Raw genomic sequence first — 12,773 nt, forward strand, 5'->3', positions numbered from 1 at the left:
TCGGTGTCCTCACGCAGTAGGTCTACCAGCGGAATTCGACGGACGCGGGTGCCGAGGAGGCGTACAGCTCGTCCACCGCGCGCACTTCGACGCGCGTGGCCGCCTCCATGGCGGTGCGGCGCAGCGCCGCGACGTAGTAGGCATGCCCACAGGTGCCGCCCAGGAAGCGACGGCCGCCGCCGGGGAGCACCTGGTGGAGTTCGTAATGGCGTACGGGTGCCCTGGCCGCTCCCCACGCCAGCCGCAGCGCCGCCGTGCCGTCGCCGGCGCGGTGGGACGCGGTCACCCGGACGGCGCCCGGCCGCGCCGGTGCGGGCGGTGCCGCGTCGTGGACCGCGAGGGCGCCGAGCCGCCAGCGGACCGGGCCGCCGCCCTGCGCGGTGAGACGCACCCCCAGCGCGTGGACCGTGGCGCCCGCCCGGCCCCGCAGCAGCGCGCCCACACGGAGCCGTACGGTCGCCCAGCCGCGTCCTCCAGCGGGCAGCGTGCCCGCGGGCACGTACTGGAAGGAGCCCGGTTCCAGCGCCACGGCCAGCTCCACCCGGACCGCCGCCGATCCGGCGTCGGCGCGGTGTGCCAGTTCCACGGCCGTCGCGCCGGACAGCGGCAGCCGTGCCGTGTACAGCTCGACCGTCGCCGCCGCGGTGAGCGCGCCCTCCACGAGGAGGCTGCCGCCGCCGCGCCAGGCGTCGGTGAAGTCGAAGCCGACGGTGGGCCGGGCACCCGCGGTGCGGACCACCCAGCGGCGGCCGGGCAGCCGGTCCTGGAGCCCCAGGTGGTTCCAGGCGGCGTCCGAGACGCGCTTGCCCTTGTCGTACCAGGCCGTCCCGTGGCCGGTGTTGAAGCTCGTCGCGAACGGCAGCGCGGTGAGCGTGGAGCGGTCCGCGACGGACGCGGCGGGCGCCCGCCAGGGCCCGCTCGGCGGCGCGGCCGGGTCGAGGCCCTCGCCGGACCAGAAGCGGTCGTCCCGCGCGTGAAAGGCGGCGGGGGAGCGCCCGCCCTCGGGCAGGCTCGTCCAGGTCCACTCGGGCCGGTAGAAGCCGTACGACACGGTGTGCGGGCCGTCCGCCGGGACGACCGCGTCCCAGTCGACGGGCGTGTCCCAGCCGTGCGCCTCGACATCGACGCCGGCCCACAGCGCGTACGGGCTCCGCCCCAGCCGCCCTGCGCGCTCCGCGGACGCGGCGAGCCCGGCACGGCTCCAGCCGAAGTTGAGGAACATCGAGTCGGCGGCGCGGAAGAACGGGGAGTTGTGGTCGTTGAGCTCGTTCTGCCAGGAGATGTCGCCGGAGACGGCCATCGCGTCGTACCACGTGACGCGCAGCCCTTGGCCGTTCGCCCGCAGGTACGTCACGAAGTCCCGCATGTCCGCGCCCAGCCGGGCGTCACCGCCGCCGGTCTCGGCGTTGAGGAACCAGCCGTCGAAGCCGTACGCCCGTGCCACCTGGATCAGCTTGTCGGCCAGCGGGAAGCCGCCGTCCGCCCCTCGCCGCACCAGATCCTCCGTCCAGCGCAGCTGCCCGCCGTACGCGACCGGAGGCAGGAACACCGTCCCCAGGACAGGCACACCGTTGCGGTGCGCGGCGTCCACGACCGGCGCGTTCGGCGCGAGGATCAGCCCCTCGCCCGACGAACCGCCCCAGAAGACCAGCTCGTCGAGGTACGCCCAGTGCGTCAGCGCGTAATGGTCGGCGGTCCGCGAACCCTGGGACGGATTCCCCGACGTGTGCGCGAACGCGGCGAGCGCGGAGACACGCGCCTGCCCCGCCCGCGCGGTGGCGTTGACCGGCGGGGGAGTGAAGCGCGCGGCGAGCGGCACGGTCGCCCGGTTGAAGGGCAGGTCGGCATCGCCCTCCGGCCGCCACGCGGCGAGGCTGTGCCAGACGACCCCGGGCGCGGGGGAGCCGGACGGCAGGCTGTCGGGGAACCAGTACGAGGCGTAGGGCTGGAGCGCGCCGTCGGTTGTGGCGCCGGCCGTGCGCGGTAACGAGAGTGCCGCGAGGGTCGCGGTGCCGATGGCTAAAACCTCACGGCGAGTGGGTCTTTGAGGCATGGCTGCTCCTTGGTGGTGGGAATTCCCCAATCCCGCCCCTTCCCGAAACCGGGGCTCCGCCCCGGACCCCGGTCCTCAAACGCCGGACGGGCTGGATTTCGCGGACCGTAGCCGCGAATTCAGCCCGTCCGGCGTTTGAGGACAAGCGGCGCAGCCGCTTCAGGGGGTCCGGGGTCTCCCCGGTTTCGGGAAGGGGCGGGGCTGGGGAAAAAGAACTAACGGACCTGGGCCACGGTCAAGACCTCCGTGATCCCCCGAGCCGCCAAGTGCCCGGCATCAGCCGCCAATTGAGAGAGCACACACGTCGGCCGCCGCCCACGCGCAGCGACCCGCATCCACGCCTCGAAGTACTCCCCACCCGGCGCGCACACCGCCCGCAGCGGCGCCCCCACGACCTCCCCCGCCTCCACGACCAGCGCGGTCGACCGGGGCGACGCGGCGGCCCCCGCGGCACGGTACTCACGGGCGAGACGGGCGACCGTTTCGCCCGCCGGTTTCGCCCGCCGGTCGTTCGTGAGCAGACCCAGCCCGTACTCCAGCTCGGGGAAGTCCGCGAGGGAGCGGTCGACGTCGTGGGAGCACCACCAGGTGATGCCCCACAGGTCGGGGCAGTCCAGCGCGTTGGTGACGGTCGCCTCGGTGAAGGCGGCCGCCCGCTCGGGCGCGATGTGCGGCGCGGGTGCCCCGACCTCCTGGAGCCACACCGGCCGGGCCGGGTCGTCGGCCCACGCCTTGGACAGCTCGACGAGGTACGCGGCGTGCTGCTCGGTGGCCGTGCCGCGCGGGCCGTGCCGCTGCGCGGTGCCGTTGAAGACCCAGGAGTGCACGGCGGTCATGGTGCCCAGGCGGGCCGAGTGGGCGGGGGTGAAGGGGTGCGCGCCGTCGTACCAGGCGGCGTCGTAGGAGGCGTGCAGATGGGACCGGCCGGGCGCGGCCTTCTCGCAGGCGTCCAGCATCCGGCGCAGCCAGCGCTCCGCCTCCTCCGGTGTGATCCGGTCCGGGTCGGGGTGCGGGTCGCCGGAGAACTGGTTGGTCTCGTTGCCGACCGTCATGCCCAGGAAATGGGGCCGGTCGGCGAGGGCACCGGCGAGGACCGTCAGGTACTCCTCCTGCGCGGCGACCACCTCGGGGTCGGTGAACATGTTGCGGCGGTGCCACGTCGTGGTCCAGGAGGGGACGAAGTCGAAGCTGGAGAGATGGCCCTGGAGGCCGTCGACGGCGACATCGAGCCCGCGCTCGCCCGCCGCGTCCACGAGACTCACCAACTGCTCCACCGCGCGCGGCCGGATCAGTGTGCGGTTGGGCTGGAAGACGGGCCACAGGGGGAAGACGCGGATGTGGTCCAGGCCGAGGGCGGCGATGGAGTCGAGGTCGGCGCGGATGTCGTCGAGGTCGAAGTCCAGCCAGTGGTGGAACCAGCCGCGGGTGGGGGTGTAGTTCACACCGAAGCGCATGGGGGTGTCCCTTCGGGCGGGGAGCTGGGGTCAGCCCTTGACGGCGCCTTCTCCGACGCCGCGGAAGAAGTACCGCTGGAGGCAGGCGAACAGCACGATGAGCGGGGCGACGGCGACGATGGTGCCCGCGGCGACCAGCCGGGGGTTCTGCTGAAACGTTCCGTGCAGGTAGTTCAGGCCGACGGTCAGGGTGAAGTGGTCCGAGTCGGAGAGGACGATCAGCGGCCAGAGGAAGTCGTCCCAGGCGCCCATGAAGGAGAAGATCGCCACGACGGCCAGGGTGCCGCGGACGGAGGGCAGGGCGATCCGGAGGAACCGCTGCCATACGTTCGCCCCGTCGATGACGGCCGCTTCCTCGATCTCGTACGGGAGGTTCGCGAACGCGTTGCGCATCAGCAGCACATTGAGCGCGCCGACCGCGCCGGGCAGCACCACGGCGGTGAGGGTGTTGTTGAGGTGGAGGTCGCGCATCATGGTGAACTGCGCGATGACGACGGACTCCAGGGGGACGAGCAGGGCGACCACGAAGGCGAGTCCGGCGAGCCGCCGGCCGCGGAAGCGCAGCCGGGCCAGTGCGTATCCGGCCAGGGAAGCACCGACAAGGTTGGTGACCACATTGGTGAGGGCGACCTTGAGGGAGTTCAGCGCGTAGTCCCAGACCGGGATGATGTCGGCGACACCTGAATAATTTCCGAGAGTCGGATGCTCGGGCAGGAACCCCGGCGGGTAGGTGTAGATGTCCTCGGAGGCGCCCTTGAACGAGGTCGACAGCTGCCACAGGAACGGCCCGACGGTGATGCCCAGCACGGCGAGCATCAGCAGATAGCGCAGCGCCTTCTCCCAGCCGGAGATCCGGGTCACGACGCGCTCTCCTTCCGGTCGGCGCGGAGCACCAGCAGCATCAGCAGCAGGGCGATCACGAAGACGACCAGGGACAGGGCCGAGGCATAGCCGACACGGCCGCTCAGCCCGGTGCCGGTCCGCTGGACGAGCATGACCAGCGTGGTGTCCTGCCCGGCCGGACCACCGGTGGGCCCCGCCAGCAGATAGACCTCGGAGAAGACCTTGAAGGCGGCCACCGACGACAGGGCGCCGACCAGCACCATCGTGGAGCGCAGGGCGGGGACGGTGACACTGACGAAGCGGCGCAGGGCGCCGGCCCCGTCGACGGCGGCCGCCTCGTGCAGCTCCCGGGGGACATCGGCGAGCGCCGCCAGATAAATGATCATGTAGTAGCCGAGGCCCTTCCACACCGTCAGCGCCATGGCGCTGAACAGCAGCAGCCACTCGTCGCCGAGGAACGCCACCGGGCCGGCCCCGAAGAAGCGCAGGATGCCGTTGATCAGCCCGCGGTCGTCCAGCATCCAGACCCAGATCAGCGACACCACGACGACGGACGCCACGACGGGGGTGTAGAACGCCGACCGGAAGAACGTGACTCCCGGGAGGCGCTTGTGGACCAGCAGCGCCAACAGCAGCGGCAGCAGCACGGTGAAGGGCACGACCAGCAGGACGTACAGCCCGCTGTTGCGCAGCGCCACCCAGAACTGGTCGTCGTCCAGCATGTCCTGGAAGTTCCGCAGCCCCACCCAGCTGCCGGGCGTCAGCGTCCGCGCGTCGGTGAACGCCTTCCGGACGGTGGTGAGGAAGGGGTAGAGGTTGAAGGCGGCGATCACCCCGAGGCCGGGAATCAAGAAGAGCCAGGGGCTGGCCGCGCGGTGGGTGCGTACGCGTACGGAGGGCTGCTTCACGGCCGTCAGCTCTGCTTGAGGAGCTTGTCGCTCTGTGCCACGGCGTCGTCCAGTGCCTGCTGAGGGGATTTCCTGCCCTGGAGGGCCTTGGCGACCTCGTTCTTCAGGACGACCTTCATCTCCTCGCTCAGCACCACCGGCGTGTAATTGACCGCGCCCTTGAGCATTTTCGCCGAGGCCACCCGGACCCGGCCCTCGTCCGTCCCGTCGTCCTTGGTCCAGTAGGGATCGTCCAGCGAACCCTTGGTGCTGGGGAAGACGGCGACCTTGTGCGCGAAGTCCTCCTGGTTCTTCCGGTCCGTGATGAAGTGCGCCAAGGCGACGGCCGCGGCCTTGTGCTTGCTCTGTTTGTTGACAGCCAGGCCCATCACGTACATGTTCGGCTTGCCCGTGTTGTTCGGGGCGTCGGTGATGCCGAGTTCCTTGTACAGACCGGGCGCGTTCTTCTTGAACGTATCCAGGTCGTGGGCGCTGCCCGGATTGATGGCGACCTTCTGCTCCAGGAACTTCTGCCCCGACTGGTCTGCGGTGTTGGTGAGCGCCTGCGAATCGAGCCCGCCGTGTGCGTAGAGTTCCTTGTATTTGGTGAGCAGTTCGACGCCCTTGGGTTCGTTGTAGGTGAACTTTGTGGCGTCGGCGTTCATCAGCCGCACGCCGTAGCGGCCGAAGTCCTCGATGGACGGGGTGCCCGCGAGGGTCGCGGTCCTCCCGCCGGACCGTTTCGCCAGGGCGTCGGCCGTGGTGAACAGCTCGTCGTAGTTCTTCGGCGGCTTCTCCGGGTCAAGACCCGCCTGCCGGAAGAGCGCCTTGTTGTAGAACAGTGGACCGGTGTTGAGATACCAGGGGAAGGCGTACGAACCGTCCAGGCCCGGCAGCGTGTTCCCCTGCCAGGCCTCCGGCGTGTACTCGTCCTTGAACTTCGCTGCGGCCTTCTCCCGGTCCAGGTTGAGCAGGATCCCGGCCTTGGCCAGCGGATAGGAGAGATCCGGCGAAACGTTGACGACATCGGGCAGGGTGCCGCCACCGGCGTCGGCGCTGAGTTTCTCCGCGTAGTTGTCGGCCGGCTGGTCCAGCCATTTGACCTTGACGTCCGGATTCTGCTTCTCGAATTCCCCGACCAGACCCTCGAAGTAGTCCTTGAAGTTGCTGCGCAGATTCCAGGTCTGGAAGGTGATGCTGCCCGCTGCCTTGCCGTCCGCGGCACCGCCGTCCGAACCACCGCCGGAACCACAGGCGGTGAGCAACAAGGCGGACGCGAGAAGCGGGGCGGCGGCAGCGGTTCTACGGGAACGGGGCATGGCGCGGCGAACTCCTTCGGTCGGACCGGGAGGTGCGCAACAAAAGCTGCACCCGCGGCGCGGTGAAGTCAATACTTCCGCTGCCGACTAATGCGCTTTAGCCTGCGGGGAGTTACGGTCGATCGAGTGCTTCGGCACGGACCCGCGTCCCGGGCGCGGGCAGCGGAAGGAGAGCCATGCGCCGCACCCCGGCCCGCCGCCCGACGATGAAGGACATCGCACGCCGCGCGGGTGTCTCGGAGAGCGCGGTCTCCTTCGCGCTCAACGGCCGCCCCGGGGTCTCCGACGCCACCCGCGAACGCGTGCGCCAGGTCGCCGAACAGCTCGGCTGGCAGCCCAGCACCGCGGCCCGCGCCCTGTCCGGCGAGGGGGCGGCCACGGTCGGGCTCGTCCTGGCCAGGCCCGCCCGCACCCTGGGCGCCGAGTCCTTCTTCCTCCAACTGGTCTCCGGCGTCCAGGAAGTGCTCGCCGACCACCGCCTCGGCCTGCTCTTCCAGATGGCCGAGGACATCGACGCCGAGTGCGCGGCGTACCGGCGCTGGTGGGCCGAGCGCCGCGTCGACGGACTGCTCGTCGTCGACCCCCGCGCCGACGACCCGCGCCCGGCCCTGCTGGACGAACTCGGCCTGCCCGCCGTGGTCATCGGGGCGCTCGACGGCGACGACGGCGCCTATGGTGCGATCTCCACCCTCTGGGCCGACGACACCGGTGCGATGGCCTCCATCGTCGGCCACCTCCACGCCCTCGGGCACCGCCGTATCACCCATGTCGCGGGCCTGCCCGAACTCGCCCACACCCGGCGCCGGATGGCCTGCCTGCGCACCGAGGCCGAGCGCCGCGGACTGCCCGACGCCACCTCGGTGACCACGGACTACTCCGACGCGCAAGGAGCCGAGGCCACGCGCCGGCTGCTGTCCGGTCCGCAGCCGCCCACCGCGATCGTCTACGACAACGACGTCATGGCCGTCGCCGGCCTCGCCGTCGCGGCGGAGCGCGGAGTGTCAGTCCCCGGCGAACTCTCCATCGTGGCCTGGGACGACTCCGTCCTCTGCCGCAGCACCCACCCGTCACTGACGGCGCTGACCCGTGACACCCCCGCCTTCGGCCGCCAGGCGGCCCACCTCCTGACCGCGCTCCTGGCAGGAGCCCCGCCGACCCGGGTCCAGGCGTCGACCCCACGTCTGACGACCCGGGAATCGACGAGCTGGACGTAGGCGGCACGCTGCCGGGAAACCCCCGTCCGCATGCACCCGCACCCCGCCCAACAACCCCCCTACCCCCCCGCCCTTACCAACCGCTTAGTATGCGAACCGCACGCCACCCCACCAACCCGGAGGCCCCCGTGAAGGCATGGCGAGTGCACACCAACGGCGAACCCCGAGACGTCATGCGCCTCGAGGACGTACCGGACCCCCGCCCCGCCCCCGGCGAGGCCCTCATCCGCGTTCTCGCCGCGAACGTCAACTTCCCCGACGCGCTGCTCTGCCGCGGCCAGTACCAGGTCCGTCCGCCCATGCCCTTCACCCCCGGCGTGGAGACATGCGCGGAGATCCTCGCCCTCGGGGAGGGCGCGGAAGGCACCGTGGGAGCGCGCGTCCTCGCGCAACCCGCCCTCCCGGCAGGCGGTTTCGCCGAGCTCGCGGTCGTGGACGCCAAGACCCTGCTGCCCGCTCCCGAGTCCCTGGACGACGCCGAGGCCGCCGCCCTGCACGTCGGCTACCAGACCGGCTGGTTCGGCCTGCACCGCCGGGCCCGCATCCGGCCCGGCGAGACCCTGCTCGTCCACGCCGCGGCAGGCGGCGTCGGCAGCGCGGCCGTACAGCTCGGAAAGGCCGCCGGGGCCACGGTCATCGGTGTCGTCGGCGGCGCCGACAAGGCGCGCGAAGCCCACGAGAACGGCTGCGACGTGGTGATCGACCGCCGCGCCGAGGATGTGATCGGCGCCGTCAAGGACGCCACCGGCGGCCACGGCGCCGACGTCGTCTACGACCCCGTCGGCGGCGACGCGTACACCCAGTCCACCAAGTGCGTCGCCTTCGAGGGCCGCATCGTGGTCGTCGGCTTCGCGAGCGGCAGGATTCCCAGCGCGGCCCTCAACCACGCCCTGGTGAAGAACTACACCATTCTCGGCCTGCACTGGGGCCTCTACAACACCAAGGACCCGGCCGCTGTCCGCGCCTGCCACGACGAGCTGACGAAGCTCGCAGCGCAGGGCGCGATCCGCCCCCTCGTCAGCGAGCGCCTGCCGCTCACCGCGGCCGCCGACGCCGTCCAGCGCGTGGCCGACGGCACGACCACCGGCCGGCTCGTCGTCGTCCCCGCCCAGGAGGGCCCGCGATGAACGCACCTGTTGCGGCCACCCCCGGCGCCGGGGAACTGCGCGACCGCGTCGCCGCCCTCCTCGCCGCGCACGACCCGGCCAGCACCGACCGCCTCGGCTTCCTGCGGGCCCGCTTCGACGCCGGGCTCGCCTGGATCCACTTCCCCGAAGGGCTCGGCGGACTCGGCGCGCCCCGCTCCCTCCAACCGGTCGTCGACGCCGCGCTCGACGCCGCCGGTGCCCCCGGCAACGACCCCCGCCGCATCGGCATCGGCCTCGGCATGGCCGCCCCCACGATCCTCCAGTACGGCACGGACGAGCAGAAGCAGCGCTTCCTGCGCCCCCTGTGGACGGGCGAGGAGGTGTGGTGTCAGCTGTTCAGCGAACCCGGCGCCGGCTCCGACCTCGCCGGGCTCGCCACCCGGGCCGTACGCGACGGCGACAGCTGGACCGTCGACGGCCAGAAGGTGTGGACCTCCAGCGCGCACCTCGCCCGCTGGGCGATCCTCATCGCCCGCACCGACCCCGACGTACCCAAGCACCAGGGCATCACCTACTTCGTCTGCGACATGACCGACCCGGGCGTCGAGGTGCGGCCACTGCGCCAGATCACCGGCGAGGCCGAGTTCAACGAGGTCTTCCTGACGGGCGTACGGATCCCCGACACGCACCGCCTGGGCGCGATCGGCGACGGCTGGCGGGTCGCGCAGACCACCCTCATGAACGAGCGGATGGCCATCGGCGGCACCCGCGTGCCCCGCGAGGGCGGCATGGTCGGCGTCGTGGCCCGGACCTGGCGCGAACGCCCCGAGCTGCGCACCCACGACCTCCACCAGCGACTGCTGCGCCTCTGGGTGGACGCCGAGGCCGCCCGGCTCACCGGCGAACGGCTCCGCCAGCAGCTCAGGCGGGGCCGCCCCGGACCCGAGGGTTCGGGGATGAAGCTCGCCTTCGCCCGGCTCAACCAGGAGCTCAGCGCCCTGGAGGTCGAGCTGCTCGCCGAGGACGGACTCACCTACGGCGACTGGACCATGGTCCGGCCCGAACTCGTCGACTTCACCGGCCGCGACGCCGGGTACCGCTATCTGCGCGCCAAGGGCAACTCCATCGAGGGCGGCACCTCGGAGGTGCTGCTCAACATCGTCGCCGAGCGCGTCCTCGGCCTGCCGCCCGAGCCCCGCAACGACAAGGACCTCCCGTGGAAGGACCTGCCCCGATGACGCCGGACCTGCTCTACTCCGAGACCGAGCAGGACCTGCGCGCCGCCGTGCGCTCCCTGCTCGCCGCCCACGGAGCCCCCGCGTCCGTGCTCGCCGGTGCCGAGAGCGGCCGCCCGTACGACACCGGCCTCTGGCAGTCCCTGGCCGTGGGCATGGGCACCGCCGGGCTGCTCGTGCCCGAGAAGTCCGGCGGCCAGGGCGCGACCGCCCGCGAGGCCGCCGTCGTCCTGGAGGAACTCGGCCGCACCGTCGCCGACGTCCCCTACCTGACCAGCGCGGTCCTGGCCGTACGCACCCTGCTCGGCTGCGACACCGGCCGCACCGAGGTCGCCGCCCCGCTCACCGCACTCGCCGAGGGCCGGCAGGTCGGCGCGCTCGCCGTGCCCCTGCCGACCGCCCCGGGCGCCGGTGTGCGGCCGACCGTGAGCGCCGAACCCACCGGCCCGGACCGGGCGTTGCTCACCGGGACGGTGAACGCCGTCGCCGGTGCCGCCGGAGCCGACGTCCTCCTCGTCCCCACGGACACCGGCCTCCACAGCGTGGACCCCACCGCGGAAGGCGTCACCCTCACCCCGCTCACCCCGCTCGACCTCACCCGGCCGATCGCCCGGATCACCCTCTCCGCAGCCCCGGCCGCACTGCTCGCCGGCCCCGACCGGGCCCGTACCGCCCTGGACGCCGCCCTCCTCACCGGCGCCGGACTGCTCGCCTCAGAACAGCTCGGCGTCGCCGAGTGGTGCCTGACCGAAACCGTGCGCTACGCCGGTGAACGGCAGCAGTTCGGCCGCCCCATCGGTTCCTTCCAGGCACTCAAACACCGGCTCGCGGCCCTCTGGCTGGACATCGCCTCGGCCCGCGCCACCGCCCGCAACGCCGCCGACGCGCTCGCGACCGACGCCCCCGACGCGGCGATCGCGGTCGCCGTGGCCCAGTCCTGCTGCTCCGAGGTCGCGGTCCGCGCGGCGGAGGAGTGCGTCCAACTCCACGGCGGCATCGGCATGACCTGGGAACACCCCGCACACCTCTACCTCAAGCGCGCCAGGACCGACGCCACCGCCCTGGGCACGCCGGACCGCCACCGTCAGGCCCTCGCCCGCCTGGCCGACGTGCCCGGCCCCGTCGCCTGACCCGGATCAGGCGCGGATCCGGTACACCACATTGCGGCGCAGCGGCCCCTCGGGTGCGCTCGGGTCGTCGAAGTCGTCCGCGGGGTCCCGGGTCATGCCGATCCGGGACATCACCGCCCGGGAACGCAGGTTGGTGACGGTCGTCACCCCGAGGATCTCGGGAAGCCCGAGGGTCCCGAAGCCGAAGTCCAGGGCGGCCCGGGCGGCCTCGGTGGCATAGCCGTGCCCCCAGGACGGACGGGCGAGCCGCCAGCCGATCTCCACCCCCGTGAACGGCATCCCGTCATCCACCTCGTCGAGCCCGGCGAAGCCGATGAACTCCCCGGTGGCGAGCACCTCGACGGCCCACCACCCGAACCCCCGCTCCTCGAATTCGGTCCGGAACCTCGCCACCGACGCGTCGCTCTGCTCACGGCTGAGCACCGGCCCCAGATGCTCCCGGACCTCGGGATCGGCGTTCATGGCCGCCCACGGCGCGAGGTCGGCCTCCCGCCAGGGCCGGAGCGCGAGGCGGGCGGTACGCAGTTCGGTCATGCCCCAACCCAACGCGACAGCCCCACCCCCGGTCGACCCCTTTTCCCGGGAACGCGGGGGTGACGCTTGCCTAGCGGCTGTCCTCGAGCGGGGCCGGCCCGCCCGCGCGGCCGCGGTCGGTGGCGAACGCCATGATTCTGGCGGCTCCGCGAGCCGCCAGAAAGCGCCGGCGCTGCCAGCGTGAACGGGGCTGAACGCCCACTCGCTCCCCTTGCGGTACGAGCGCGAGATCGGTGAGGCGCCGCCCGGCCTGGGCGAGTTCGGTCAGGAGCCGCTCCCTGCGCTGTCCGTTCGCAGTGGCGTGCAGTGCGGCGTACAAGCCCTCGATCTCGGCCACGGCCGCCCCGATGCGCAGGTTGCTGCTGCCTGCCGATGACGTTCTGCCCTGCGGCAACTGGGCCCCTCTCGTAACGGATCCTGTGGTGCGGTCTCCGGCGCCGAGGCCATCGGCGGCTGTGCCAAGCCCCAAGGGCGTTCATCCGGCCCGCGACACTTGCTCATATGCGCAATCTAGCAACCTTTTTGAGGCGGTGCCGGGTCCGCCCGCAGGGGAGGCCGGGGCCCTCCGGTGAGCACCGGATCGGCGCGCGGTGGGATGCGGGCTGTGCGCGGGGCGCCGTTCGGGTCAGGGGCTCGCCGGGTCGAAGCCGTACCGCAGGGGCTCTTCCTTCACGCGCAGGTCGCGCCGGTATACGTACAGCGCCGCAATGTGCATCTCGCTCGCGGGGCCCTCCACCGCACAGGGGTGGGTGACCTGCACCACTCCCGGACGGTTGGCCAGCCGGATCACCACCCCGTCCACCGGCCCGCCTTCCAGTACGGCCGTCTCCCACTCCGCCATGCCATCGTGTGTCATGACCAACACTTTAGATGTTGCGCAAGTGGGCAATGCCGGGGAGTCGGCAGGTGATGCCGGTGCCCGCCGACCGCGTGTCCACCCGGCCCGACGTCACTCGTGAAACCGCCGCACCGCGGCCAGGCGTCGACAACAGTGTCCGTACTGCCGTGCGGATCAG

Annotated in this window: 12 protein-coding genes; 4 read left to right on the forward strand and 8 right to left on the reverse strand. The window is 72.1% G+C overall.

From position 1 onward, the window contains the following. Window positions 1-22 precede the first annotated feature (22 nt). The 5 genes from DXZ73_RS35045 to DXZ73_RS35065 form a co-directional block, all read right to left on the reverse strand. Entirely contained in the window at window positions 23-2,053 is a 2,031-nt protein-coding gene (locus DXZ73_RS35045) for an endo-beta-N-acetylglucosaminidase (protein WP_116214958.1), read from the reverse strand. Between the two features lie 215 nt (window positions 2,054-2,268). Then, complete coding sequence (locus DXZ73_RS35050; protein ID WP_116214959.1) at window positions 2,269-3,507, reverse strand: glycoside hydrolase 5 family protein; 1,239 nt, start codon at window positions 3,505-3,507, stop codon at window positions 2,269-2,271. A gap of 30 nt (window positions 3,508-3,537) precedes the next feature. Beyond that, entirely contained in the window at window positions 3,538-4,323 is a 786-nt protein-coding gene (locus DXZ73_RS35055; RefSeq protein ID WP_116216086.1) for a carbohydrate ABC transporter permease, read from the reverse strand. A gap of 41 nt (window positions 4,324-4,364) precedes the next feature. Next, window positions 4,365-5,267: a carbohydrate ABC transporter permease gene (locus DXZ73_RS35060; RefSeq protein WP_116214960.1), complete on the reverse strand. Its 903-nt coding sequence runs from the start codon at window positions 5,265-5,267 to the stop codon at window positions 4,365-4,367. Next, the gene (locus DXZ73_RS35065; RefSeq protein ID WP_116214961.1) at window positions 5,264-6,556 is read right to left on the reverse strand and encodes an ABC transporter substrate-binding protein; all 1,293 of its coding nucleotides are present in this window, start codon (window positions 6,554-6,556) and stop codon (window positions 5,264-5,266) included. Before DXZ73_RS35065 ends, DXZ73_RS35060 begins: the two co-directional genes overlap by 4 nt. Window positions 6,557-6,732: 176 nt before the next feature. Between DXZ73_RS35065 and DXZ73_RS35070 the strand changes: the two genes are divergently transcribed. The 4 genes from DXZ73_RS35070 to DXZ73_RS35085 all read left to right on the forward strand — a co-directional run bounded on the left by DXZ73_RS35070 (window position 6,733) and on the right by DXZ73_RS35085 (window position 11,223). Further along, complete coding sequence (locus DXZ73_RS35070; RefSeq protein WP_116214962.1) at window positions 6,733-7,770, forward strand: LacI family DNA-binding transcriptional regulator; 1,038 nt, start codon at window positions 6,733-6,735, stop codon at window positions 7,768-7,770. A 128-nt stretch (window positions 7,771-7,898) separates the two neighbouring features. After that, window positions 7,899-8,897, forward strand: a complete 999-nt coding sequence (locus tag DXZ73_RS35075) for an NADPH:quinone oxidoreductase family protein (RefSeq protein WP_116214963.1) — start codon at window positions 7,899-7,901, stop codon at window positions 8,895-8,897. After that, window positions 8,894-10,096 carry an acyl-CoA dehydrogenase family protein gene (locus tag DXZ73_RS35080; protein WP_116214964.1) on the forward strand — a complete coding sequence of 401 codons (1,203 nt, stop codon included), beginning with the start codon at window positions 8,894-8,896 and terminating at the stop codon, window positions 10,094-10,096. Before DXZ73_RS35075 ends, DXZ73_RS35080 begins: the two co-directional genes overlap by 4 nt. After that, window positions 10,093-11,223, forward strand: coding sequence for an acyl-CoA dehydrogenase family protein (locus DXZ73_RS35085; RefSeq protein ID WP_116214965.1), 1,131 nt, complete (start codon window positions 10,093-10,095; stop codon window positions 11,221-11,223). Before DXZ73_RS35080 ends, DXZ73_RS35085 begins: the two co-directional genes overlap by 4 nt. A gap of 6 nt (window positions 11,224-11,229) precedes the next feature. Here DXZ73_RS35085 and DXZ73_RS35090 read toward each other — a convergent pair whose 3' ends face one another. The 3 genes from DXZ73_RS35090 to DXZ73_RS35100 all read right to left on the reverse strand — a co-directional run bounded on the left by DXZ73_RS35090 (window position 11,230) and on the right by DXZ73_RS35100 (window position 12,613). After that, window positions 11,230-11,757 (reverse strand): GNAT family N-acetyltransferase, encoded by a 528-nt coding sequence (locus DXZ73_RS35090; protein ID WP_116214966.1) that lies wholly within the window; start codon window positions 11,755-11,757, stop codon window positions 11,230-11,232. Window positions 11,758-11,827: 70 nt separating this feature from the next. Beyond that, window positions 11,828-12,094 carry a hypothetical protein gene (locus DXZ73_RS35095; protein WP_240351629.1) on the reverse strand — a complete coding sequence of 89 codons (267 nt, stop codon included), beginning with the start codon at window positions 12,092-12,094 and terminating at the stop codon, window positions 11,828-11,830. 288 nt (window positions 12,095-12,382) lie between these two features. Next, the gene (locus DXZ73_RS35100) at window positions 12,383-12,613 is read right to left on the reverse strand and encodes a hypothetical protein (protein ID WP_116214968.1); all 231 of its coding nucleotides are present in this window, start codon (window positions 12,611-12,613) and stop codon (window positions 12,383-12,385) included. Window positions 12,614-12,773 lie beyond the last annotated feature (160 nt).

The organism is Streptoverticillium olivoreticuli subsp. olivoreticuli (genome assembly GCF_003391135.1).
In the GTDB taxonomy this organism is placed as follows: Bacteria; Actinomycetota; Actinomycetes; order Streptomycetales; family Streptomycetaceae; genus Streptomyces; species Streptomyces blastmyceticus.

Bases quoted from the DNA above. Each gene is read 5' to 3' on its own strand.
- DXZ73_RS35045 (WP_116214958.1), bottom strand. From the start codon at position 2,053: ATGCCTCAAAGACCCACTCGCCGTGAGGTTTTAGCCATCGGCACCGCG.
- DXZ73_RS35050 (WP_116214959.1), bottom strand. From the start codon at position 3,507: ATGCGCTTCGGTGTGAACTACACCCCCACCCGCGGCTGGTTCCACCAC.
- DXZ73_RS35055 (WP_116216086.1), bottom strand. From the start codon at position 4,323: ATGCTCGCCGTGCTGGGCATCACCGTCGGGCCGTTCCTGTGGCAGCTG.
- DXZ73_RS35065 (WP_116214961.1), bottom strand. From the start codon at position 6,556: ATGCCCCGTTCCCGTAGAACCGCTGCCGCCGCCCCGCTTCTCGCGTCC.
- DXZ73_RS35070 (WP_116214962.1), top strand. From the start codon at position 6,733: ATGCGCCGCACCCCGGCCCGCCGCCCGACGATGAAGGACATCGCACGC.
- DXZ73_RS35080 (WP_116214964.1), top strand. From the start codon at position 8,894: ATGAACGCACCTGTTGCGGCCACCCCCGGCGCCGGGGAACTGCGCGAC.
- DXZ73_RS35085 (WP_116214965.1), top strand. From the start codon at position 10,093: ATGACGCCGGACCTGCTCTACTCCGAGACCGAGCAGGACCTGCGCGCC.
- DXZ73_RS35090 (WP_116214966.1), bottom strand. From the start codon at position 11,757: ATGACCGAACTGCGTACCGCCCGCCTCGCGCTCCGGCCCTGGCGGGAG.
- DXZ73_RS35100 (WP_116214968.1), bottom strand. From the start codon at position 12,613: ATGACACACGATGGCATGGCGGAGTGGGAGACGGCCGTACTGGAAGGC.